18 protein-coding genes and 2 pseudogenes are annotated in these 21,459 nt (G+C 72.4%); 10 read left to right on the forward strand and 10 right to left on the reverse strand.

Translation table 11 applies throughout. The features are described 5' to 3' along the window. Nucleotides 1–8 precede the first annotated feature (8 nt). Nucleotides 9–1,502 carry an FGGY family carbohydrate kinase gene (locus tag RM445_RS09545; RefSeq protein ID WP_311555797.1) on the forward strand — a complete coding sequence of 498 codons (1,494 nt, stop codon included), beginning with the start codon at nucleotides 9–11 and terminating at the stop codon, nucleotides 1,500–1,502. After that, nucleotides 1,499–3,106 carry a glycerol-3-phosphate dehydrogenase/oxidase gene (locus tag RM445_RS09550; RefSeq protein ID WP_311555798.1) on the forward strand — a complete coding sequence of 536 codons (1,608 nt, stop codon included), beginning with the start codon at nucleotides 1,499–1,501 and terminating at the stop codon, nucleotides 3,104–3,106. The genes RM445_RS09545 and RM445_RS09550 overlap by 4 nt, the downstream gene beginning before the upstream one ends. A 176-nt stretch (nucleotides 3,107–3,282) precedes the next feature. Here RM445_RS09550 and RM445_RS09555 read toward each other — a convergent pair whose 3' ends face one another. Genes RM445_RS09555 through RM445_RS09565 form a run of 3 tightly spaced genes read right to left on the reverse strand, consistent with a single transcriptional unit; the run spans nucleotide 3,283 to nucleotide 8,359 of the window. Next, nucleotides 3,283–4,041 (reverse strand): class I SAM-dependent methyltransferase, encoded by a 759-nt coding sequence (locus RM445_RS09555; RefSeq protein WP_311555799.1) that lies wholly within the window; start codon nucleotides 4,039–4,041, stop codon nucleotides 3,283–3,285. After that, complete coding sequence (locus RM445_RS09560) at nucleotides 4,038–5,300, reverse strand: aminotransferase class I/II-fold pyridoxal phosphate-dependent enzyme (RefSeq protein ID WP_311555800.1); 1,263 nt, start codon at nucleotides 5,298–5,300, stop codon at nucleotides 4,038–4,040. Before RM445_RS09560 ends, RM445_RS09555 begins: the two co-directional genes overlap by 4 nt. After that, nucleotides 5,300–8,359 carry a putative bifunctional diguanylate cyclase/phosphodiesterase gene (locus RM445_RS09565; RefSeq protein ID WP_311555801.1) on the reverse strand — a complete coding sequence of 1,020 codons (3,060 nt, stop codon included), beginning with the start codon at nucleotides 8,357–8,359 and terminating at the stop codon, nucleotides 5,300–5,302. Before RM445_RS09565 ends, RM445_RS09560 begins: the two co-directional genes overlap by 1 nt. Before the next feature lie 468 nt (nucleotides 8,360–8,827). Between RM445_RS09565 and RM445_RS09570 the strand changes: the two genes are divergently transcribed. The 5 genes and pseudogenes from RM445_RS09570 (at nucleotide 8,828) to RM445_RS09585 (ending at nucleotide 11,702) form a co-directional block, all read left to right on the forward strand. Next, on the forward strand, nucleotides 8,828–9,430 hold the full coding sequence (locus RM445_RS09570; protein ID WP_311555802.1) for a hypothetical protein: 603 nt from the start codon (nucleotides 8,828–8,830) through the stop codon (nucleotides 9,428–9,430). Between the two features lie 5 nt (nucleotides 9,431–9,435). Beyond that, entirely contained in the window at nucleotides 9,436–10,083 is a 648-nt protein-coding gene (locus tag RM445_RS09575; RefSeq protein ID WP_311555803.1) for a hypothetical protein, read from the forward strand. Between the two features lie 543 nt (nucleotides 10,084–10,626). Next, nucleotides 10,627–11,126, forward strand: a pseudogene (locus RM445_RS32335) (SDR family NAD(P)-dependent oxidoreductase); the annotation flags it as partial. Beyond that, complete coding sequence (locus tag RM445_RS32340; protein ID WP_397469273.1) at nucleotides 11,115–11,396, forward strand: SDR family oxidoreductase; 282 nt, start codon at nucleotides 11,115–11,117, stop codon at nucleotides 11,394–11,396. The pseudogene RM445_RS32335 and the gene RM445_RS32340, both read left to right, overlap by 12 nt. A gap of 105 nt (nucleotides 11,397–11,501) precedes the next feature. Continuing rightward, nucleotides 11,502–11,702 (forward strand): DUF4236 domain-containing protein, encoded by a 201-nt coding sequence (locus RM445_RS09585; protein WP_311555804.1) that lies wholly within the window; start codon nucleotides 11,502–11,504, stop codon nucleotides 11,700–11,702. Nucleotides 11,703–11,723: 21 nt separating this feature from the next. On the opposite strand, the gene RM445_RS09590 is transcribed toward RM445_RS09585, so the two are convergent. The 5 genes from RM445_RS09590 to RM445_RS09610 form a co-directional block, all read right to left on the reverse strand. Next, entirely contained in the window at nucleotides 11,724–12,011 is a 288-nt protein-coding gene (locus RM445_RS09590; protein WP_311555805.1) for an alpha/beta fold hydrolase, read from the reverse strand. Nucleotides 12,012–12,162: 151 nt separating this feature from the next. Then, on the reverse strand, nucleotides 12,163–15,408 hold the full coding sequence (locus RM445_RS09595) for a bifunctional cytochrome P450/NADPH--P450 reductase (protein ID WP_311555806.1): 3,246 nt from the start codon (nucleotides 15,406–15,408) through the stop codon (nucleotides 12,163–12,165). Then, on the reverse strand, nucleotides 15,405–16,142 hold the full coding sequence (locus RM445_RS09600; protein ID WP_311555807.1) for a hypothetical protein: 738 nt from the start codon (nucleotides 16,140–16,142) through the stop codon (nucleotides 15,405–15,407). Before RM445_RS09600 ends, RM445_RS09595 begins: the two co-directional genes overlap by 4 nt. A gap of 195 nt (nucleotides 16,143–16,337) precedes the next feature. Further along, complete coding sequence (locus RM445_RS09605) at nucleotides 16,338–17,714, reverse strand: permease prefix domain 1-containing protein (protein ID WP_311555808.1); 1,377 nt, start codon at nucleotides 17,712–17,714, stop codon at nucleotides 16,338–16,340. Nucleotides 17,715–17,726: 12 nt separating this feature from the next. Then, nucleotides 17,727–18,086, reverse strand: coding sequence for a PadR family transcriptional regulator (locus RM445_RS09610; protein WP_311555809.1), 360 nt, complete (start codon nucleotides 18,084–18,086; stop codon nucleotides 17,727–17,729). 97 nt (nucleotides 18,087–18,183) lie between these two features. Here RM445_RS09610 and RM445_RS09615 point away from each other — a divergent pair, with 97 nt between their 5' ends. The 3 genes and pseudogenes from RM445_RS09615 to RM445_RS09620 all read left to right on the forward strand — a co-directional run bounded on the left by RM445_RS09615 (nucleotide 18,184) and on the right by RM445_RS09620 (nucleotide 19,486). After that, nucleotides 18,184–18,660 (forward strand): MarR family winged helix-turn-helix transcriptional regulator, encoded by a 477-nt coding sequence (locus RM445_RS09615; RefSeq protein ID WP_311555810.1) that lies wholly within the window; start codon nucleotides 18,184–18,186, stop codon nucleotides 18,658–18,660. Next, a pseudogene (locus RM445_RS32345) lies at nucleotides 18,657–19,217 on the forward strand (alpha/beta fold hydrolase); the annotation flags it as partial. The gene RM445_RS09615 and the pseudogene RM445_RS32345, both read left to right, overlap by 4 nt. A gap of 44 nt (nucleotides 19,218–19,261) precedes the next feature. Continuing rightward, on the forward strand, nucleotides 19,262–19,486 hold the full coding sequence (locus RM445_RS09620; RefSeq protein ID WP_311555811.1) for an alpha/beta fold hydrolase: 225 nt from the start codon (nucleotides 19,262–19,264) through the stop codon (nucleotides 19,484–19,486). Between the two features lie 7 nt (nucleotides 19,487–19,493). On the opposite strand, the gene RM445_RS09625 is transcribed toward RM445_RS09620, so the two are convergent. Then, nucleotides 19,494–20,645: a DUF2332 domain-containing protein gene (locus tag RM445_RS09625; protein ID WP_311555812.1), complete on the reverse strand. Its 1,152-nt coding sequence runs from the start codon at nucleotides 20,643–20,645 to the stop codon at nucleotides 19,494–19,496. Beyond that, on the reverse strand, nucleotides 20,642–21,451 hold the full coding sequence (locus RM445_RS09630; protein WP_311555813.1) for a methyltransferase domain-containing protein: 810 nt from the start codon (nucleotides 21,449–21,451) through the stop codon (nucleotides 20,642–20,644). Before RM445_RS09630 ends, RM445_RS09625 begins: the two co-directional genes overlap by 4 nt. Nucleotides 21,452–21,459 lie beyond the last annotated feature (8 nt).

Raw genomic sequence — 21,459 nt, forward strand, 5'->3', positions numbered from 1 at the left:
GCTCACCGATGAGTGACGACCGGATCCTCGTCGTCGACGAGGGCACCACGGGCACCAGGGCCCTGGTCTTCGACGGCCACGGCACCCGACTCAGCGCCTCCTACAGCGAGTTCACCCAGCACCATCCCGCTCCCGACCGTGTCGAGCACGACGCCGAGGAGATCTGGCGGCTGACCCTGGACCGGATCCACGACGCTCTGCAGGCGGCCGACATCACGGCCACCGATCTCGTCGCGGTCGGGATCACCAACCAGCGCGGCACCAGCCTGCTGTGGGACCGGGCGACGGGCGAGGCGGTGACCCGGGCGATCGTCTGGCAGGACCTGCGGACGGCACCGATCGCCGCGGCGCTGGCCCCGGAGTGGGGTGCGAAGGTGCGGCAGCGCACCGGCTGGACGCTGGCGCCGGTCTACTCCAGCATGTCGCTGCACTGGCTGCTCGAGAACGACGCCGATTTGCGCCGCCGGGCCGAGGCCGGCGAGCTGGCGTTCGGCACCATCGACTCGTGGCTCGTGTACAAGCTCAGCGGGGGAGCCGCGCACGTCATCAGCGCGTCGAACGCCGTCGTGACCGGGTGCTACGACATCCATACCGGCGAGTGGTACGGCGAGTGGCTCGACGCTCTGAACATCCCCCGGGCGGTGCTGCCGCAGGTCGTCGACGACTCGGGGGTCATCACGACGACGAGTGCGGACGTACTCGGCGCCGAGGTGCCGATCGCGGCTGCGGTGGCCGACCAGTCGGCCGCACTGTTCGGGCAGGGCTGCCTGCGCCCCGGCGAGGCGAAGACGACCCACGGCACGGGCACCTTCCTCGACCTCAACACCGGCTCCACGCCGGTGATCTCCGACCACGGGCTCTCGACGATCATCGCCTGGCGCCTGGACGGGGTCGTCACGTACGGCCTCGAGGGCTACGCGCCGGTGACCGGGGCGGCCGTGCAGTGGCTGCGCGACGGCGCCGGCCTCCTCGGCTCCGCAGCGGAGACCGAGACGCTGGCCCGCAGCGTCCCCGACACCCACGGCGTGTACTTCGTCCCGGCGCTCACCGGGCTCGCCGCACCGTCCTGGGACTCGACTGCGCGAGGCCTGCTGATCGGCCTGTCTCCCGGGACGATCCGGCCCCACATCGTCCGGGCGGCCCTGGAGGGGATCGTCTACTCGATCAAGGACTTCATCGACCTCATGGCCGAGGAGTCCGGACGGTCGATCACCGTCCTCCGTGCGGACGGAGGCGCCTCGGCCAACGACTTCCTGCTCCAGTTCCAGGCCGACATGCTCGACGCCACCGTCCACCGCCCGGCGAACGTGGAGGCGACCTCCACCGGCGCCGCCTACCTCGCCGGCCTCGCGGTGGGTGTGTGGAAGACCCCGGAGGACTGCTTCCGCGAGGCGGGCGACGACGCCGTCTTCACGCCGTCCATGGACCAGGCGACTCGCGACGCCCTCTACGCCGACTGGGGCCGGGCCGTCGAACGGGCGAAGGGCTGGATCCACACATGAGGCGGTTCACCACCGCCGACCTGCCCGCGACAGCCGACGTCCTGGTCGTCGGCGGCGGTATCACCGGAGCGTCGGTCGCCCGCGACGCCGCGCTGCGCGGGCTCTCGACCGTGCTCGTGGAGCGCGACGACTTCGCCTCCGGCACGTCGTCGCGCTCGTCGAAACTGATCCACGGCGGCCTGCGCTACCTGCAGACCTACCAGTTCGCGATGGTCCACGAGTCGGTGCGCGAGCGTGAGGTGATGATGCGGATCGCCCCGCACCTCGCGGCGCTGCGGCCCTTCCTCTATCTGATCTACGAGGGGGATCCCGAGGGCAAGGCGCTGCTGAACCTCGGCCTGACCTTCTACGACGCCTTCGCCCGCGCTCCTCGGCGCCGTCGGCACCGGATGCTCGGGCGCGGCGCGGTTCTCCGCCGGGAGCCGTACCTCAAGCCGGACGGCCTGCGCGGGGGCGGCCTGTTCTACGACGCCCTCACCGACGACGCCCGGCTCGTGCTGGACGTCCTGGAGTCGGCCCACCGCGCGGGCGCGTTGGTGGCCAACCACCGTGAGGTGACCGGGCTGGTGCACGACGGCGGCCGGGTCGTGGGCGCCGAGGTGACGGACCGTCTCGCCGGTGAGCAGTTCACGGTGCGCGCGCGGACCGTCGTGAACGCGGCGGGGCCGTGGGTCGACGGTGTCCTCGGGCTCGAGCGCGACGTCCGTACCCCGACCCTGCGCCCCACCAAGGGGGCGCACATCGTGCTGCGCACCGACGACTTCCCGCTGAACACCGCAGTGTTCCGGCGGTCGCCCACCGACGGCCGCGTCGTCTGGCCCACCCCGGCGGCCGACGGGCGCCACGTCTACGTCGGCACCACCGACACCGACTTCACCGGTTCGCCGGACGACGTGGTCGCCGACGAGCAGGACATCGCCTACCTGCTCGACGCGGCGAACCACACTCTGCCAGACGTGAAGGTCGGGCCCGAGCACCTCGTGGCCTCCTGGGCGGGCCTGCGTCCGATCGTCGCGCCGCCGCCCGGCACGACCAACTCCGACGCCTCCCGCGAGCACTCGATCACGGAGGGGCCCGGCGGCATGATCACCGCCGCTGGCGGCAAGCTGACGACGGCGCGGCTGATGGGCCGCGAGATCGTCGAGCGGGTAGTCGAGCAACTCCGGGAGCGGCACGGCGTCCGCGGCGTTCCCGACACCACGACCGCGTCCGTCCCCATCGCCGGCGGCGATCCGGGGGAGCGGTTTCGGGCGGAGCGGGAGCTCGTAGGAGTCGCCCCGGACCTCGCCGAGCGCTGGCTGCGCCGCTACGGCGGCACCGCCTCTGCGGTCGCGAGGGCGGGCGGCCACGCACCGATCGCGGGCACCGAGCTCACCGACGCCGAGATCCGCCACGCGGTGGACGACGAGATGGCACGGACCGTCTCCGACGTGCTGGTGCGGCGGACGGGATCGTTCTACTGGTCGGCCGACGGCGACGCCGCTGCGGTCGCTGCGGTGTCCGACGTGCTGGGGGAGCGCCTCGGGCTGACGCCGGACCAGCTCTCCACGCAGCGCGCCGACTACGCGGACTGGGTCGCCCGCAACCGGGGCCACCGGCTCTGAGCCCGCGTGGTGCGCAGGCATGCTGATCGTCGGGGACAGATACTCGCCCGGACCGGCCCCGGTGCTCCCGCACGATCAACCGAGCTGATCGTCCGGGACTCGATGGGGCCCGACCAGGCCGGATTTCTCCCGCACGATCAACCGAGCTGATCGTCCGGCGAACAGGCCGACGAGCGTCAGGTGACGCGAGGCCGCCGGGCCCGCATCAGCACCATCCCGGTGTAGCCGTACTCCGGGAGACCCGGGTCGGCGTCGATCCGCGAGACCCGCAGATCCTCGGTGAGCGGACCGAACACCCGCGCGACGACCGCGCCGTCGACAGGGGTGCCCGGCCACCGCGAGCCGTCGCCCAGCTCGTACCGGCTCATGTTCTCCATGAACGCCGCGACGAGGTGGCCGCCCGGTCGGACGGTCGCCACGAACGCCGCGCAGAACTCCTCGAACTCGTCGGGATCCTCCGTGACGCTCTCGGCGACGAAGTGCATGGATGCCAGGTCGTAGTCCGAGCCGGCCAGCGCGAAGGCGTCGCCGAGGCGGACCTGGACACGCGCGAGCGCCTCCTCCACGGTGTCCGGCAACGCGGGGTTCAGCGCCCGGCACCGCTGCCAGAACGAATCCCAGATCGGGTCCGGGCCCTCCGCGAGCTGCCGGCGGAGGTAGCCGAGCCCGGCGGCGCTCCGGTCGACCGCGTCGATCCGCCGCGCCGCGCCCGACGCCAGGAACAGCGGGTAGAGGTTCGGCCCCGACCCGATCTCCACCGCACGGCCGAGACTTCCGCGGGCGAGACCGCGGTAGACCGCCGAGTGGTGCACGATCACCGCGTCGTCGCTCTCGTGGAGGTCGCGGTAGTTCTCCGCGAGGTAGACCGGGACCGGCCAGCGGTCCCAGTCCGGATCGGCGTTGCGCCACCGACGGTCGGCGTCGGCGCCGCTCACCGCAGGAGCGACCGCTCAGCGAGCGCGGTGATCGCGGCGAGCAGCTCGTCGACCTCGTCGTCGGTGTTGGCCGCGGTCAGCTGCACGCGGAAGCCCACCGCGGCGCGGGGCACCAGCGGGTACGCGGCCAGCGTGACGTAGATGCCGGCGTCCCAGAGCAGCCGGGCGACGACGTCGAGATCGTCGGCGGCGGCCAGCGGGATCTCGACGATCGGGGTGCCGCTGACGTTCGGCGTGTACACCCCGAGCAGGGCGAGGTGGTCGAGCACGCGCTGCGTCTTGCGGTGCAGATCGGCCCGGATCGCGTCGCCGCGACACCTGTTGACCTGCAGGCCGGCGAGCACGGTCGCAAGGGAGGCGGTCGGCGACGGCCCGGAGTACAGGTAGGGCGGCGCCGCCACCTTGAGGTGCTCCTTGAGCCAGGTCGGCACGGTCAGGAAGGCGAGCAGCGACGAGTAGGCCTTCGAGAACCCGCCGACCAGCACGATGTCGTCGTAGGTCTCGCCGAAGTGCCGCACCACCGCGTTGCCGCAGCGGCCGTAGGGGGAGGTCTCGTCGGGAGCGCGTTCGCCGAGCACGCCGAAGCCGTGGGCGTCGTCGACGTAGAGCAGTGCACCGTGCTCGCGGCAGGTCCGGGCCAGCAGGGGGAGGTCCGGCGGGTTACCCGTCATGCTGTTCACGCCGTCGACGCAGACGACGCGCGGGCCGCGGGCCGGCGCCACGCGCAGCAGGTCGGCCAGCCGGTCGAGGTCGTCGAGCCGGAAGCGGTGGACCGTCGCACCGGCCGCGGCGGCGACCATCGCCCCGTCGTGGATCGTCCGGTGCGCACTCGTCTCCAGCAGGACGGTGCCGTCGCCGGCGAGTACGGGCAGCACCGAGGAGTGGATGTGCGTGATGGTCGGAAGGACGAGCGAGTCGGGGGAGCCCAGGAGCTCGGTCAGCTGTTCCTCGATCTCGGGGTAGAGCCGCGGGTTGCCGAGCAACCGCGACCAGCTCGGGTGCGTCCCCCAGCGCCCCACCTGCTCGCCGATCGCGGCAGCGATCTCCGGGTCGAGGTCGAACCCGAGGTAGTTGCAGGACGCGAAGTCGGCCAGCCAGTGCTCGCCGACGCGGATGCGCCTCCCGCGCACCTCGTCGATCACGGCGTCCAGCATCGGGCTGGACCGGTGCAGCCGCGACAGCACGGACAGGCGCGGGTCGTGACGGAGGTGCGCCAGGCTCCGGTGCAGGCCCCCGTCGGGCCGGTCGATGATCGTCATCAGCGGGCGAGGTCGGCGTGTGCCGCCCAGGGTCGGGGAGCGGCGGCGAGCAGCCGGGAGACGATCTCGTCGGCCGTGACCGCGACCGAGAAGAGGTGCCCCTGCGCCAGACGGCAGCCGGCCTGGAGCAGGACGTCGCGCTGCGTGGCGGTCTCCACCCCCTCGGCGACGACTCGGAGGTCGAGCGCCCGGGCGAGGTGCACGATCGCCCCGACCAGCGCGGCCTGGCGGCCCGAGCTCTCGATCCCGTTGATGAAGGACCGGTCGATCTTCAGGACGTCGATGGCATGGCGCCGGAGGTAGTCCAGCGACGAGTAGCCGGTGCCGAAGTCGTCGATGGCGATGTGCAGGCCGAGCTCGCGCAGGGCGGACAGGTCCGCGGTGACCCGGTCGTCCTCGCCGAGCAGCGCCGTCTCCGTGATCTCCAGCACGAGCGACTCCGCCGGCACCTCCCACCGGGCGAGCGCCGCCACCAGCGTGTTCAGGAAGTCCGGTGCGCGTACCTGGAGGGCCGAGACGTTCACGCTCATCATGACCGACGTCCCCGACGCGCCGTTCCGGCGCCAACGGGCGAGATCGCTCAGCGCGCAGTCGAGCACCCACGAGCCCAGCGGCACGACCAGCCCCGTCTCCTCGGCCACATGGATGAAGTCGCCCGGCGGCACGAGACCCCGGCGGGGATGGCGCCAGCGCACGAGTGCCTCCACACCGACCAGCGCGCCACTGCAGAGTTCGACGATCGGCTGGTAGCGCAGCGTGAACGCGCCCGAGGCGATCGCGTGCTCCAGCTCGTTGCGCACCTCGAGACGGTCGACCGCGGCCAGGTGGAGCCCGGGCTCGTAGCGGCGCCACCGGCCCTTGCCCGCGCCCTTGGCGGCGTAGAGGGCGAGGTCGGCCTGGCTGAGCATCTCGGCGGAGCTGCGCGCGCCCGGCGTGGTGGCCACGCCGACGCTCACCGACGTCGTCATCCCGGCGACGACGTCGAGGGGAGCGCCGAGGGCGTCGACGACCCGCGCCGCGATCTCCTCGATCTCGGTCGCGTTCGCCGCGCCCTGGATGAGGATCGCGAACTCGTCGCCACCGAGCCGCGCCGCGACGTCGTGGGGGCGCAGGGTGGCGGTGAGGCGGCCGGCGACGGCGACCAGCAGCTCGTCGCCCGTTCCGTGCCCCATCGTGTCGTTGACGAGCTTGAAGTCGTCGAGGTCGACCAGGAGGACCCCCACGACCCGGCCGTCGTCGGCCGCGAGTGCACGCTCCACCCGGTCGCGGAACAGGACCCGGTTCGCGAGCCCGGTGAGCGAGTCGTGGCTGGCCCGGTGGGTGAGCTCGTCCTCGAGCTTCCGCTGTTCGGTCACGTCGCGCATGGTGAGCACGACGCCACGGACGGTGGGATCGTGGCGGAGGTCGCGCGAGGCCACTTCGACGTCGACGCGCTTCCCGTCGGTGCGCAGGATCTGGTAACTGCGGGTTCCCGGTCTCGCCTCCCCGGCCCACAGGGAGCGCAGCGCCCGCTCGGCGGCGTCGCGATCGACGACGAGATCGACGGCTCGCCTCCCCACCGTCGAGCCCGGGCCGAGCAGCGTCTCCGCCGACGGGCTGGCGTACCGGATGAGGCCGCGGTCGTCGACGATCAGGATCACGTCGTGGGCGTTCTGGACGAGCGTCCGGAAGTACGCCTCGTTGTTGCGCCGGGTCACCTCCTGGCTCAGTGTCACGCGCTCGACCGCGAGGGCGGCCTGGGACGCGAGCACCTCCAGAGCACCGCGCAGGGTGAGCAGAACCGTCTCGGCGGCGGCGACGACGAGGAGGCCCACGGACGACCCGGCGGTGGGACGGCCGTTCGGGACGAGGGGGCACACCAGCGCCGTCGCGAACCCCTCCATCTCGCGGGCGGCCGCACCGTCGAGAGTCTCCACGTTCACGAACCAGCTCGCCTCGTCCGGGGTGCCGGGTCCGGGACCGGGTACGCCGGCCGACTCGCCGTCGATGAGCAGCACCGCGCGGTGCGGCGCGTTCGCCGGGACCAGGCGGCCGACCGCCGCGCGCAGGGACGCGGCGACGGCGGTGGCGTCGGTGGCCGACACCAGATCGGCACCGGTCGAGCGCAGGATGCGTTCACGCTCGACCGCCTGCCGGTGCCGTGAGACGACGCCGGCCAGCCGGGTCAGGACGATCAGGAACAGCAGGGCGGACGACACCGCGATCATCGTCCCGTGGGTGACGTCGCCGGTGAGCGCCTCGGCCAGGAGCACGCCCGGGGCGACCAGCGACACCGCCACGAGCAGCGTGATGCGTCCGATGCTCATCTCGGCCGAGGCCCCCCGGTCGGGAGCCGTCAGATCGGTCATCGACGGGTGCAGCGCCGCGACACCCCAGGCGATGTAGAACACCACCCAGCCGAGGTCGTAGTAGCTCCCGATCGCCCACGTGCCGTCGAGTTGGCCGAGACCGTAGACGACGTCGGAGGCGAGGAGCCCCACGGCGCCGGTGCCGAGCAGTGCGGCGGCACGGTTGGTGCCGCTCGTGATCAGCAGGCGGGCCAGGGTCGCCATGAGGAGGACGTCGCCGAGCGGGTAGGCGATCGAGGTCGCGCGTTCCCGCCACGTGAGCGCCGCGTCGTGGACGTAGGGACCGATGAAGAAGATCCAGCTCAGCAGGGCCAGCCCCGTCGTGACGCTGAGCGCGTCGAGCAGGCTGCCCCGGTCGCGGCCACCGGTCCGGCGCCGGATGAGCAGCACGAGGCCGGCAGCGGCGATCGGGTACATCGCGATGTAGAAGACGTCGGCCAGCGACGGGAACGGCCGCTCCTGGCCGAGCACCGTCGTGAGGACGTTGTACGTGGTGTCGCCCGCGGCGAACACGGTGACCGTGAGCGCGAGAACCCACCACGGCATCGGGTGCGACGGACGGTGGATCACCACGCCGGCCGCGATGGCACCCGCGCTGCTCAGGGCGAGCGAGCTCCAGAGCACGAGGTGCCATGCCGGGAATGCGTAGAACGCGGCGGTCAGCGCGAGCATCCAGGCTGTGAACAGGAGGATCACGATGCGCGACAGCACCAGCACCTCCTTGCGACGCACACTTTCCGCAGTCAATCTTTTACCAAACGTAGCCAGGCTGCCTCATGGCTGCATGTGGCGCCCGGCACGTCCGGGTGAACTTCCGCGGGGGTCGATCCGGGGGAGCCTGCTCTGCGAAAAGGTCCACTTGCCGGGCCCGGGCAGAGCGAGTAACACATGAACCTGGGGGGTCTCATCCGGCCGTGGGCCACGTCGCGACGTGCCCACAGGCGACGCACCGGGGCACGCGTCGGCTCGGGTCGGGAAGGTTAACCGCCGGTCGAAGTCGGGGCATGTACCGGTAGGGGGCACGTGGTGGCGATGGCTGCGCGGCGCGCGTGTGTTCGGGGGAGCAGGCCGGCGCCACGGCGACGCGGTGGGGACCCGCGCGTCGGCGTCCGGCACGGACGGCGCGCCGGTCCGGCGTGGCTCACGCGAGCCGTGTGCGGAGCCGCGGTGGTGGCCGGGGTGACCGCCTGTTCGTCGGCGCCGCTTGTGGTCCCGGTGCCGACCTTCGACGCGGTGCCGACGACGTCGGCGGGTGCGCCGCCCACGCGGGAGGCCGGGAACCCGCTGCCGGACACGTGCGAGGACCTGATCACGTCGGACGAAGCCTCCGCGCTGTTCGGTCTGCCCGTCGACAGCGTGGCCGTCCGCACGGTGCTGGGGACGCCGTCACCGTCGGTCGGCCGTCTGGAGCGGATGACCTGCACCTACACGGTGTCCGGGCCGGCCCCGACGCCGCTGCAGGGCGTGCGACTGCAGATGATCATCGGGGCGTACCGGGACACGGCGGCGGCACACGAGCAGCACGAGCGCAACGTCGCCGACCAGAAGGCCGGAGCGTCGGGTACGGCGGAGCCCGACCTGGGAGCGGCCGCTGCGACCCTGGTGGAACACGACGCGGAGACCGTACTGCTCACCAGCGTCGACACCCTCACGCTCGACCTCGATCTGGCGCGGCGACCGGCGCCGTTGTCCCCCTCGGACCTCCTCACCGACTTCGCCCGGCGGGTGCTGGCGAAGCTGGCGCCGGACCGGTCGAACGGTCCGTCCGACGCCTCGCCCTGAGTACGGTGGACGCCCGGGCGAACTTCGGGGTCGCCGTGACCGGTGCGACCGCGGCGCTGACCGGGCTGCTGGTCGTCGCGCTGTCGATCAACCTCCGGCAGATCGTGGTGTCCGAGCACCTGCCCACGCGCGCTCTCCTGGCCCTCCTCCTGCTGGTGATGCCGTTGGTCGCCGGGATCCTGCTGCTCGTCCCGCAGACCACGGCGGCCTTCGGTGTCGAGCTCGTGGTCCTGGGCGCCGTCGTCGGGATCTGGCTCGGCGTACTGGCCCGGCCCGCCGGGCGCCCACCGGAGCAGCCGATCGTCATCTGGTTCGCCGACAGCGCCCTGCCGGCGGCCGCGGTCACCCTCGCGACCCTGACCACCGGCGTGCTCCTGGTCGCCGGACAACCCCGCAGGCTTCTACGGCCTGCCGGTCGTGGTGCTCGCCGGGTACGGCGAGGCTCGTGTCGGCGCCTGGGTGCTTCTCGTCGAGATCCTGCGGTGATCGTGTCCGCTCAGTTGGACGCGCGCTGGGGGCCGTTCGGCGGGACGTCCGGGTCGTCGTCGGTGGCATCCGGTGGCGCGTCTTCGAGGAGCTGCACGAGTTGCTCAACCGTGAAGTACCGCGTGCTGTTGTCGGACCTGTCCTCGACGCATCGGCTGCTGTCGTAGTCCCAGGTCCGCCACGGGTACGCACAGCGGGGACCGATCGCGTGCCAGTCCCTGCGGTACTCGGCCTCGAGCTCGGCGAAGTGCGGGCCGCACAGCAGGAGTTCGACGTACCGGTCGCCGTTGCGGGTCTGCAGCTGCACGTGCTGGACTGCGGGCGCCGTGCAGTCGACGGGCGTCCGGGCGCCACACGTCAGCATTCGGACCTCCGCGCCTGGCCGACGGGTGACCGGCCGCTGCCGATCGTGGCAGGCGGAGGCGGGCCCGTCGAGCAGGTCGGGCGCGGTTCAGCGGCGAGGGCCCGGGCGGGGTCGGTGTCGTGGGAGTACTCGGCGGAGGCGTCGACGAACTCGCACCCACGAAGGCCGGGGACGGTGCTGTCTTCGACGAAGGTGCGGGCGATCTGTCGAGACTGCGCGGGGGTCGTAGGGTGACCGTTCGAGGATGTCGGTGACCCGGCGGGGCGTTCCTCACTAGCGTCAGCAGCACCGGGTAGAACGGCCGTTCTACGTGTCGGACGGGAAGCGCGGGCAGGGGCTGTAGCGCATGGATCTCGGACTCACGGGCAAGGTCGCCGTCGTCACGGGCGCCAGCAAGGGAATCGGCCTGGCGGTCACCCGCGCCCTGGTCGCCGAAGGAGCGTCGGTCGTCGCGGGCGCCCGCAGCACGGGCGGGCTCGCCGGGCTCGACGGCGTCCACCCGGTCGCGGTCGACCTCTCCACGGCCGACGGGCCGGTCCGCCTCGTCGAGGAGGCCGTCGCGACGTTCGGCGGGGTGGACATCCTGGTCAACAACGTCGGTGCCGTCCGCCCGCGGCTCGACGGCTTCCTCGCCATCACGGACGCGGAGTGGGAGGCGACCCTCAACCTCAACTTCCTCGCGGCGGTACGGACCACCCGGGCGGCGCTGCCGCACCTCCTGGACCGGGCGCCGAGCACGATCGTCACGGTGGGTCGGTCAACGCGTTCCTGCCCGACCCCGGCGTGATCGACTACTCCGCCGCGAAGGCGGCGCTCGGCAACTTCTGCAAGGCGCTGTCGAAGGAGTACGGGCCGCGCGGCGTGCGGGTCAACACCGTCAGCCCCGGGCCGGTCGAGACCGACCTGTGGCTGGGCGACCACGGCGTCGCCGCGACGGTGTCGGGCGGAGTCGACCCCCACGCCGTCGTCGACAAGGTCGCGGCCACGACCTCGACGGGCCGCTTCACCCGGCCCGACGAGGTCGCCGACCTGGTCGTCCTGCTCGCGGGCGGCCGGGCTGGCAATGTCACCGGGGCGGACGTGACGATCGACGGGGGCCTCATCCAGACCCTCTGACTTCCTGCGACGGACCCTAGTGACGCAGATCGCCGGACTGGAAGTCGACGACCTGGGCACCTCCGGATCCGACCATCCGTTCACGGATCGGACGAAGGAGGACACATGGGATTCCGACTGCTTCCCCATTTCCACGCGCGCAGGACGTTCCGCGTCGGGCCGCTGCGACTGAACGTCGGCGCCGACGGCGTGAGCTGGGGGCTCGGTGCGGGGCGCTGGTCGTGGAACGCGAAGAGCCGCCGGCACACGGTCGACACCCCTGGCCCCGGCTACTGGCAGAGCGAGGGACGGCGCCGCAACCGGTAGCAGGGCGCGGGGCCGAGCGGGTCACCAGCGGGCTCTGAACCCGACTGGTGCTCCGCTCGCGGCCCCGGCGGTCAGGCCGCCCGCGGGCGGAACAACCGGGTGATGCGCGGTCGATTCACCGTGGGCGCTCAGGTCGGGCACCACGAGCTGGAAGCGGTCGTGCAGGGCGTCGACCTGCGGATCCCATGCGTGGTGGTCCAGCGTGGCGCCGTGCAGGAGCACGATGGTCGTGGCGTCGAGCCTGCCGCCGCTCCAGTAGTGGATCGTCGCGTCGGGGCGTTCGAGCTGGTGAGATTCCAGCGCCGTCATGGAGTTCCTTTCGTCCGGGCTGCCGGGCGCGGACGGCGGTGTCACGAGCCCCCGTCCGGTGGGGAGCGACCCGGCAGTCGAACATTAGGTACTTCAATCACGGTGAACTATCCCGCGCAAACTCGTGCGCATGATCACAAGTGGTTGAGTCCTACACCACCGCGGTCTCGCCCCAGATGTCCTCGAGGTAGCGGTTGCTCGTGCGCAAGCCCGCGAGCCAGGCCTCGCCGTCGGACTCGCCGGCGCCGGTCTTGGCGCGGAACACCGCGATCAGCGCGGCCCGGACACCGGGGGCCATGGTCGAGGCGTTGCCGCAGACGAGCACCACCGCCTCCTGCTGCATGGCCTCCCACACCTGGTCCGCCGACGCCTCGAGGGCGTGCTGGACGTAGCGGTGCGGGTAGCCCTTGATGCGCGAGCAGGCAGCGATCAGCGTCGCGACCCCGTCCGCCTCGTAGGCCTTCAGCTCGTCGGCGTAGAGCAGGTCGTCCTCGCGGTCCCGACAGCCGAGGAACAGCAGCGACGTGGCGATGGGGACGCCCTTGGCCCGCAGCGACTCCCGCTCCTGGAGAAACCCGCGGAACGGGGCCATCCCGGTGCCCGCACCCACCATGATCATCGGCACGTGCGGGTTCGCCGGCGGCCGGAAGGGGATGCCCGGCTGCCGCACGAAGACGAAGACGGTGCCGCGCTCGGGGACCGTGCTGAGGTGGCCCGAGCACACGCCGCGGAACGTCGAGCCGTCGCCGGAGCGCGCCGGGCCCTCGACCACGCCGACGGTCAGCGCGACGTCCGCACTCATCGTCGGCGACGACGAGATCGAGTAGTAGCGCGGCCGCAGCGCCGGGAGCAGGTCGAGGAACTCGGCGAAGGGCAGCTCGCACTCGGGATGGGCCTCGAGCAGGTCGAGCAGGGTGTGCCGGGGCACCGCGATCTTCTCCCGGTAGCGGGCCTTCGACTCGTCGTCCGTCCCGGCCAGGCCGGCCAGGTCGTCGCGGGCGCGGCCGTCCGGCATGTGGGCCGCCATCGCCGACAGCCCGGCGCGGCTCGCGACATCCTTCAGTTCGACGCAGCCGGCCAGGATGCCCAGCAGCGGGTAGGGCTGCCCGATGGGGAGATGGGTCGGGGCGCTCCCGGTGGCGGCGAGCGTCACGTACTGGCCTCCGTCCAGGCCGAAGCGCGTGAGCACCCGGTTGACCACCGACACCTCGTTGCGTGGCAGCACCCCGAGGTGGTCACCCGCGGCGTAGGAGGCCCCGGCCGGCAGCGAGATCTCCAGGTGCCGCACCGAGCGGCCGTCCGGAGTGCCCGCGCCGACGGTGAGCTCACGGTTGACCCGGACGGTCGCGGCCTGGCCGCGGTAGGACTGCAGGATCGGGCTCGCCGTGCGGCGCTGCTCGACCTCGACGGTCAGCCGCGGGCCACCCCCGACCGCCGTCGTCGTCGCGGAGTCCAGGCCGAGAGCGGACCCCAGTGCGTCGAACAGCCCGGCGTACCAGGCCTCGAACTGGCCGTCGAAGTCGCCGCGCGCGTCACCCTCACCGCGCGGGTAGACGCGGGTCGCGCCGCGCGCCTCAAGAGCGGCGTCGACACGTGTCGGCACGGCCTGGTAGGTCGCGGCCCAGTCGCGGTTGCCGCAGCCGAACACCGTGTAGCGGACCCCGGCCGCCGACGACGCGACGTCGTCGGCCCAGGTGCAGAACTTCCCGGCGTTGTCCGGCGGCTGGCCGTTGTAGGAGGACGTCACGACCACGACGGCGCCGTCGGCAGGCAGTTCCCCGACGGCCTCGTCGAGCGCGGCGGTCCGGGCGGTGTAGCCTCGGTCGGTCGCGTCGCGGGCGATCCGCGTCGCGAGGTCCTCCGCCGCCCCGAGGTTGGAACCGAAGAGCACCAGCAACGGGGTGCCGTGGCGGTCGGCCGGTGCGACGGCGAGCGCGGGGGACCGCGGCTTGTCCGTCGCCGCCGCGGCCCGAGGCGTCGTGCCCCAGGTCCGCCCGCTGCGGGGGCGCACGGTGATCGTCAGCCCCGAAGGCTTGATGGTCAGCGACTCCTTGATCTTGAGCTGGTAGTTCGCGTGGTCGACGAGCTCGAACCGCTGCAGGACCATGCCGAGCACCAGCGTCGCCTCCTGCAGCGCGAACTGGCGCCCGATGCACGCCCGCTGTCCCGAGCCGAACGGCTTGTACGCGTTCGGCGGCAGGGCGTCGCGGCGCTGCGGGTCGAAGTGGTCCGGGTTGAAGTCGTCGGCGTCCGGACCCCAGATCTTGGGGAGCCTGTGCAGCATCGGGGTCAGGGCGATGATCGACTGCCCGGGCGCGAACGGCCCCCATCCGCCGACCGTGGTCTCCTGCCGGGCCTGGCGGGTGAACGCGGGAGCCGTCGGCCAGAGGCGCAGCGTCTCGTCGAGGATCTGCCGGATGTAGCCGAGCTGTCCGAGCTGCGCGACCGTGGGCGGCACGGACGGGTCGGTGCCCAGCACGCGGTCGACCTCCGCCTGGGCGCGGGCGACGACCTCCGGGGACTTGAGCAGATAGGCGATCACGAAGGAGAGCAGCCCGCTGGTGGTCTCGTGGCCGGCGACCAGGAAGGTCTCGCACTGGGCGACGATGTTGTGGTCGGGGAGGCGGTTCCCCTGCTTGTCCGTCCCGACGAGCATGTGCCCCAGCAGGTCCGTGCCGGGTTCCCCGCTCGCCTTGCGCTCGGCGAGGATCGTGGCGACCGTGTCGTCCATGAACTTCGCGTCGGCCAGCAGCTGCCGCTGGGCGCCGCGGCGCAGCTTGATCGCGATCGGCGGCAGGCCCTGCCGGGCCTGGGTCTCGTGCAGCGCGCCCATCATCGCCGCGACGAAGGGGTGCTCGGTGTCGCGGTAGAACGAGTTGAACCGGTAGCTGAACCCGCAGAGCGCGATCGTGTCGAGGGTCAGGCGGGTCATGTCCGCGGTGACGTCGATCGGCTCGTCCGGGTTGAGGCGCTCCCACTTCAGGCAGAGCTGCTCCGCGATGTCGATCATCGGATCGACGTAGCCCTTCATCGCCCACGTGCTGAAGCTCGGCAGCAGGATGTCGTGCGCGGACTTCCAGAGCGGGTCGTCGGTGTCCGCGGTGAACAGGCCCGCGCTCTCGTGGGTCTTGCGGAGCTCCCGCTGGCTCAGCCCGACGAGCTTGTCGAAGCGGCTGTCGTCGCACAGGTCGTCGACCATCTCCAGGCCGGAGACGATGTAGCGCGGCCCGGTGGGAGCGCTCAGCTTGAAGATGGGGCCCCACTCCCGGGCGAGCCTCATGAGGTCCTGGATCAGCGTGGCCTGCTTGATCTCGAGCATGCTGCCCAGCAACGGAACGCCCTTGGGGCCGGGGATGTCGTCCAGGGTCTTCGACGCGGGTGTCACGGTGGCGGTCATGACGGATCGCTCCTGAGGCTCGGGCTGGTGGTGTCGGGAGTCGGGTCGGGGAGCGATCCGGGGGAGGGCGCCGCGACGCGACGGGCGTGGCGCAGCAGGAAGACCGAGACCAGCACGACCCAGGCCGGGAAGACGAGTACGGCGATCGGGTTGTTGGTCACGGCGAGCAGCAGGAAGACGGCGAGCAGGTAGGCGACGACGGCCGGGATCTTCGGCAGCACCCCGGCGTTGCGCAGCAGGGTCGTGGTGGTGAGGGCGAACATGCCGGCCCCGCGGACGGCGAACACGAACACGAGTCCGTAGCCGACCGCGGTCAGCGCCCGCGCCGTCGCCGGGTCCTCGACCGGCGCGTGGCCGAAGTAGACCCCGAAGGCGGTGGCGCCGACGGCGGCGGTGCCGGCGAACAACAGGGTCACGAAGATGATCCCGGCAAGCAGGTTGAGCCCGTGCGCCATGGCGGACGGCGTCGGCGTGAGGGTGTTGAGGACGTCGCGCATCGCGGTCATGTGCCACAGGAACGCGATGCCGGCGAAGGGCACGAGGTAGAGCCCGACGGCGACGAAGAGCTGGTCGCCGCCGTCGGCGTAGAAGGCCGCGTACGTGGTGTCGGGGTCGCCGAGCGTCGGGGCCCGGTGCACGAACACGAGGGCGGCGACGAAGAGCACCGCGAAGACGAGACCGCTGACGGCCGCGATCCGCGCCGTGGAACTCGTGCTCGGCGACACCGGCTCCATGGGACCTCCCGCTCCGCCTTCCGACCCTGGCAGGGCGGAAGTCGGCCGGGAACCGTCGGACCTTCCAGTTGACCTTCCAGTCGTGCCGGTCGGATGTTTGCCGGTGGGCCGGTCGGTGCGGCTCGGCGAGTGGGACACCAGTCGGCTCGCAACCCGACTCACGTTCCGCTCGCCGACCGAGACCCCCGTCGAGGATCAGGCGAAGGCGAACACCGGCGGGAGGACGGCGACCACGACCGCCGCCCAGAGGGCGAAGACCGGGAGGTAGCGGGTCTGCCACCGCTCCAGGCGGTGGAAGGCGGTGCGGCCGGCGAGGAACCGCGTCGAGAACCAGGCGGTTCCGGCCAGGTTCACGAGCAGGACGAGGTTGAGGCCCAGCGCCGCCACGCGGTTCGGGGTGAACCCGAGATCGCCGATCCGGGCCACCATCGAGCCCAGCACCATCACATCGAGCACGAGGGCGCTCGCGACGGCGAGCAGTTGGATCCGGTCCATCAGCCCGGGCGGGCGCAACGGATCGCGGGCCGACATCGCGTAGAGGACGAGCCCCAGCACGACCACCATCAGGGCGTCGAAGACGCCGAGCAGCTCGCGGTCGAAGGCACCGGCGACCCCGGACACGGCGTAGGTGACCGCGGCGACGGTCAGCATCACCGCGAACAACGGGGTGAAGAGCATGGTGAGCACCGGCGCCATGTTCTCCACCACGTGCTGCTTGGACTCCACGAGCCACGCCGCCACGACCACGGCGCCGGCCGCGCCCGACGGGACCACCCACTCGGCGATCCGGTCGATGTCGACGCCGATCGGGTCGAGGATCGCCCCGGTGAGCGCGAGCAGTACGCCGCCACCGAGCGCGATCAGGACGAAGTAGATCGCCCACTCGCCGGTGAAGCGGACGAAGTCCATGCGCCGCTCGTGCGACCGGACCGTTCCGCCCATGTACGGGTAGGCGACCGCGAACCACAGCACGACGGGCAGGTGGGCCGCGACGAGCAGTTCGGTGGCCGCTTCCGGGCGGTACGGGTAGAGGTTGACCACGAGAGCGGCGACGACGAACGGGACGGCCGTGAGCAACCGTCGCCGGGTGTCGAGCCCTCGGCGGTGCGCGAAGTACCCGGCGAGGAACGGCAGCACCAGCAGCCCGATGTTGCGCAGCAGCCAGACCGGTTCCTCGTCGGGGAAGTGCGCCAGGAGACGGGCGACCTGGATCGCGACGGCCGCGCCCGCGGCGAAGCCGAGGGCCTCGACCCATCCGCCGGACGGGCGTGCCGGTGCGTCGTCGCCGCCGAGGACGAGCTGCTTCCACAGCCTGCCGCTGTGCTCGCGGGCGAACTCCCGCGACAGGGTGTCGAGGGAGCCCATCCGCTTCACCGCGACGAGGAACGCCTCGTCCGCGCTGAGGTCGGCCGCGTCCAGCTCGGCGATCTGGTCGCGCAGGTGCGCCTCCAGCTCGTCGACGTCCCGGCCGTCGACGGCCGGAGCCTTCGCGACGTAGGCCCGCCACTCGGCGATCTGTGACTCCACGATCTGTTCCTCCGCGATCTGGATCTCCGCCGGCCTGGCTTCCACGGGGTCCACCGATCACGCCCCACCGAGTGCCGGCATGAGCCCGCCCGGGCCCCGCCAGACGTCACCGAGGGCGCGGGTGACGGTCGCCCACTGCCGTTGCTGCTCCGCGAGCGCGGCCCGTCCGTCGTCGGTGATCACGTAGTACCGACGACGACGTCCTTCGTCGGGTGTCCGCCACTCCGTGGTGACGTACCCGAGCCGGCTCAGGCGGTGGAGCAGGGGGTAGAGCATCCCGTCGGTCCACTCGAGCTCACCCGCCGAGAGCTCGCGCACCCGCTTGAGGATCGCGTACCCGTAGTTCTCGCCCTCGGCCAGGATCGCGAGCACGAGCGGCGTCGCCGATGCCGCGACCAGGTCCTTGTCGATGCGCAACTGTCCTCCAACACTTGAGGCTATATGCATAGAAGCACAAGGTAAGTGTTGCGGCAACTATTGCCATCACCAGTGTCATATAAGCATCATGAGTGTCATGTCGGGAGAGGCTGAGCAGCTGTACGCGGTCCTGCGGTACGTCCGCCCCCTGCACCTGGTCGCGGCCCGTGCCGTGACACACGCCCTGGCGGGGGAGCACGTCACGATGGGTGTGCGTGCGGTCCTCGAGGTTCTGTCCGGTCAGGGGGCGCAGCCGGTCCCGGCGATCGGGCGCGCCCTGTCGATGCCGCGTCAGGTGGTGCAGCGCCTCTGCGACCAGGCGCTGGAGCTGGGCCTGGTCGACACCGCTCCCAACCCGGCACACCGGCGCTCGCGGCTGATCACGCTGACCGACGCGGGGCGCGCCGCGTTCGAGCGGCTGCACGCCGTCGAGCTCCGCAACCTCGGCGAGATCGCCGCCGACCTGGCCCCGGACGACGTCGCGGCCGCCCTGCGCGTCCTCGACGCCCTCACCACCGGGCTGGCGCGGTTCGCCCCAGCCGGCGCAAGCACCGTCACGGAGGAGTTCGCATGACCGCCACCGTTCCCGGCCCCGGTGGGCACATCGCCTACGAGCAGGCGGGTGAAGGCCCGGCCGTCGTGTTCCTGCACGGTGGTGCGTACGACCGACGGATGTGGCGCCGGCAGGTGCCCGCACTCGCGGCCGACCACCGGGTGGTTCTGCTCGACGCGCGCGGCCACGGCCGGTCGTCGACCCCGACCGGCCCGTTCCGGCAGTGCGACGACGTGGCCGCCGCGATCGAGGCTCTCGAACTCGGCCCCGCCGTGCTGGTCGGCCTGTCGATGGGAGCGGCCGCCGCCGTCGACACCGTGCTGGAGCACCCGCACCTCGTCCGTGCGGTCGTGGCCTGCTCGGCCGGTGCGAGCGCGCACTCGGGGCTCGGCCAGGGCGACTTCCGCGACCCGTGGCTCCTGCAACGCTTCGCGGACCTCGACGCCGCCGCCCGCGCCTGGGACGCCGCGACGTGGACCGAGATCTACCTCGCGGCGGGCCTCGCCGGGCCGTACCGGACCCTCGCGGACCTCGACCCGGACGTCGTCGCCCGCTGCCGGCAGATGATCACGGACACGCTCGTCACCCACATCGCCCCCGGCCCGGCCCCACACCGACGCCGGTGGCCGACGCGCCCGAGCGCATCGGCAAGATCGACATCCCGCTGCTCGGGATCGCCGGCACGCTCGACTCACCCGACCACCTCCGCATGGTGCACGAGCTCGTCGAGGGCGTGGCAGGGGCGACCTTCACCGCCGTCGACGGCACGGCGCACCTGCCGAACATGGAGCGGCCGACGGAGTTCGACGCGCTGCTGCGCGGGTTCGTCGACACCCTGCCGGTCTGACGCGGCGTCAGCCGTCGGCCTGCGCGGGCACCGTCCAGTCCAGCCACGCCGACCCGGGGTGCGCGCGCCCGAGCAGCGTCCCGGTCGCACGTCCGTCGCGGATGCTCAGCCGCCCGATCAGGCCGAAGACACCGCCGTCGCGGTTGTCGTCGATCAGGGCCCGCGGCACCGGCAGGCCCTGCACGGTGTCGGTGGCCTGCGGGCCCAGCGGCACGAGCGGGTCGACCGAGATCCAGTCGAGGTCGCGCTCGCGCCCGATCTCGTGGACCAGCGCGACGAACCGGGCCAGCTCCGGCGGGGGCAGGAACACGTGCACGTAGGTGTCCACCAGGCAGAGGAGCTCGTCGCGCGGTACCTCGGCGACGACCTGCGGGAGCACGTCGACCAGGTCGCCGCGGACCGTCCGGGTCGGGTGGGCGCGGGCCACCGCCGCCGCGGCGGCGAACCGGGTGACCGCACCGGCCTCCGGTGGCACGCACGCCGCCAGCCAGGCCGCGGTCGCCGGGTCGGCCAGGTCGAGCGGCTCGCTGTCGACGCCGATCCGCGACCCGATCGACGGCACGCCGCCGGAGACCGGAGGCCGACCGGCCCGCACCTCGCAGCTCAGGGCCACCTCGGAGGTGACGTCCCCCGCGACGAGACGGTCGCCGCCCGGCAGCTCGTAGGTGTACCGGTAGCGGTCGAGATGCAGTCCCAATCCGGCGCCGGTCCCCAGGTCGACCAGCGCCAGCGGGCGCGGGTCGGCCTCGCTCACGAGTGACAGTGCGGGCAGGACGTCGGCGCATCGGCCGACCTCGTTCATCTGGTAGCGGTGCCGCCCGCACAGCCGGCGCAACGCGTCGCTCTCGGCGAGTGCGAACGCGTGCAGCGCGGGACGGAACCCGTCGTCGCACGGAGGCTGTGGCCGGCCGGGACGCGGGTAGTAGCGGGACAGCGGTTCCGGGCCCTGCTCGGTGACGAGGAGGGTGATCGCCGCGCTGAGCAGCAGGGGCGGCAGTCGCTCGGCCGGGACCTCCACCGCCAGGTCCAGCAGGGCGTCGTCCTCGGCGATCGCGGCGAACGTCTCCGCGGTCAGCCACCAGCTCTCCGGCGCGCCGGGTGGTGACCACGCCGCCGCCACCGCGCGGGCCTGGTCGGCCACCTCCGCACGGCCGCTCATCGGCCGGGCCGGCAGACGACCTCGCCGTGCGGGACCAGGAACCAGCCGTCGTCGTTCTCGGCCCACTCGCGCCAGGCCCGGGAGATCCGCTCCAGGTCGGCCAGGTCGGCGTGGCCGCCGTCGACCGCCTGGCGGGTGATCGCCGAGGTGAGGATCCGGTCGGCCCACATGCCGCCCCACCACGCCCGGTCGTCAGGAGTCGCGTAGCACCACACGGACGCCGACGGGGTCACCTCCGCAGCGCCGGCGGCCCGTGCCCAGGCCAGCAGCCGGCGCCCCGCGTCCGGCTGCGCGCCGTTGCCGTGGGCGACGGCCCGGTAGATCGCCAGCCAGCGGTCGAGCCGCGGGTCGGCCGGGTACCAGGTCATCGCCGCGTAGTCGGCGTCGCGGGCGGCGACGACGCCGTCGCTCCGGCACACCCGCAGCATCTCCCGCAGAGCGGCGACCGGGTCCGCGAGGTGCTGGAGCACCTGGTGGGCGTGCACGACGTCGAAGGCGCCGTCGGGGTGGTCGAGGGCGTAGACGTCGCCGAGGGCGAACTCGACGCCGTCGACGCCCGCGGCGTGCTCCCGGGCCTGTTCCAACGGTCCGGCAACCGGCTCGATCCCGAGCACCCGGCCCGGCGCCACGCGGCGGGCGATGTCGACGGTGATCGTCCCGGGGCCGCACCCGACGTCGAGCACGGTGCTGCCGGGACGGAGGTGCTCTTCGACGTAGGCGGCGGAGTTCGCGACGGTGCGCGCCGTGTGGGAGCGCAGAACGCTGGCAGCATGGCCGTGGGTGTAGGTCTCGTGATCGGCGCGCATGCCGGTAT

It is taken from the genome of Pseudonocardia charpentierae, assembly GCF_031845345.1.
Classification (GTDB): domain Bacteria; phylum Actinomycetota; class Actinomycetes; order Mycobacteriales; family Pseudonocardiaceae; genus Pseudonocardia; species Pseudonocardia charpentierae.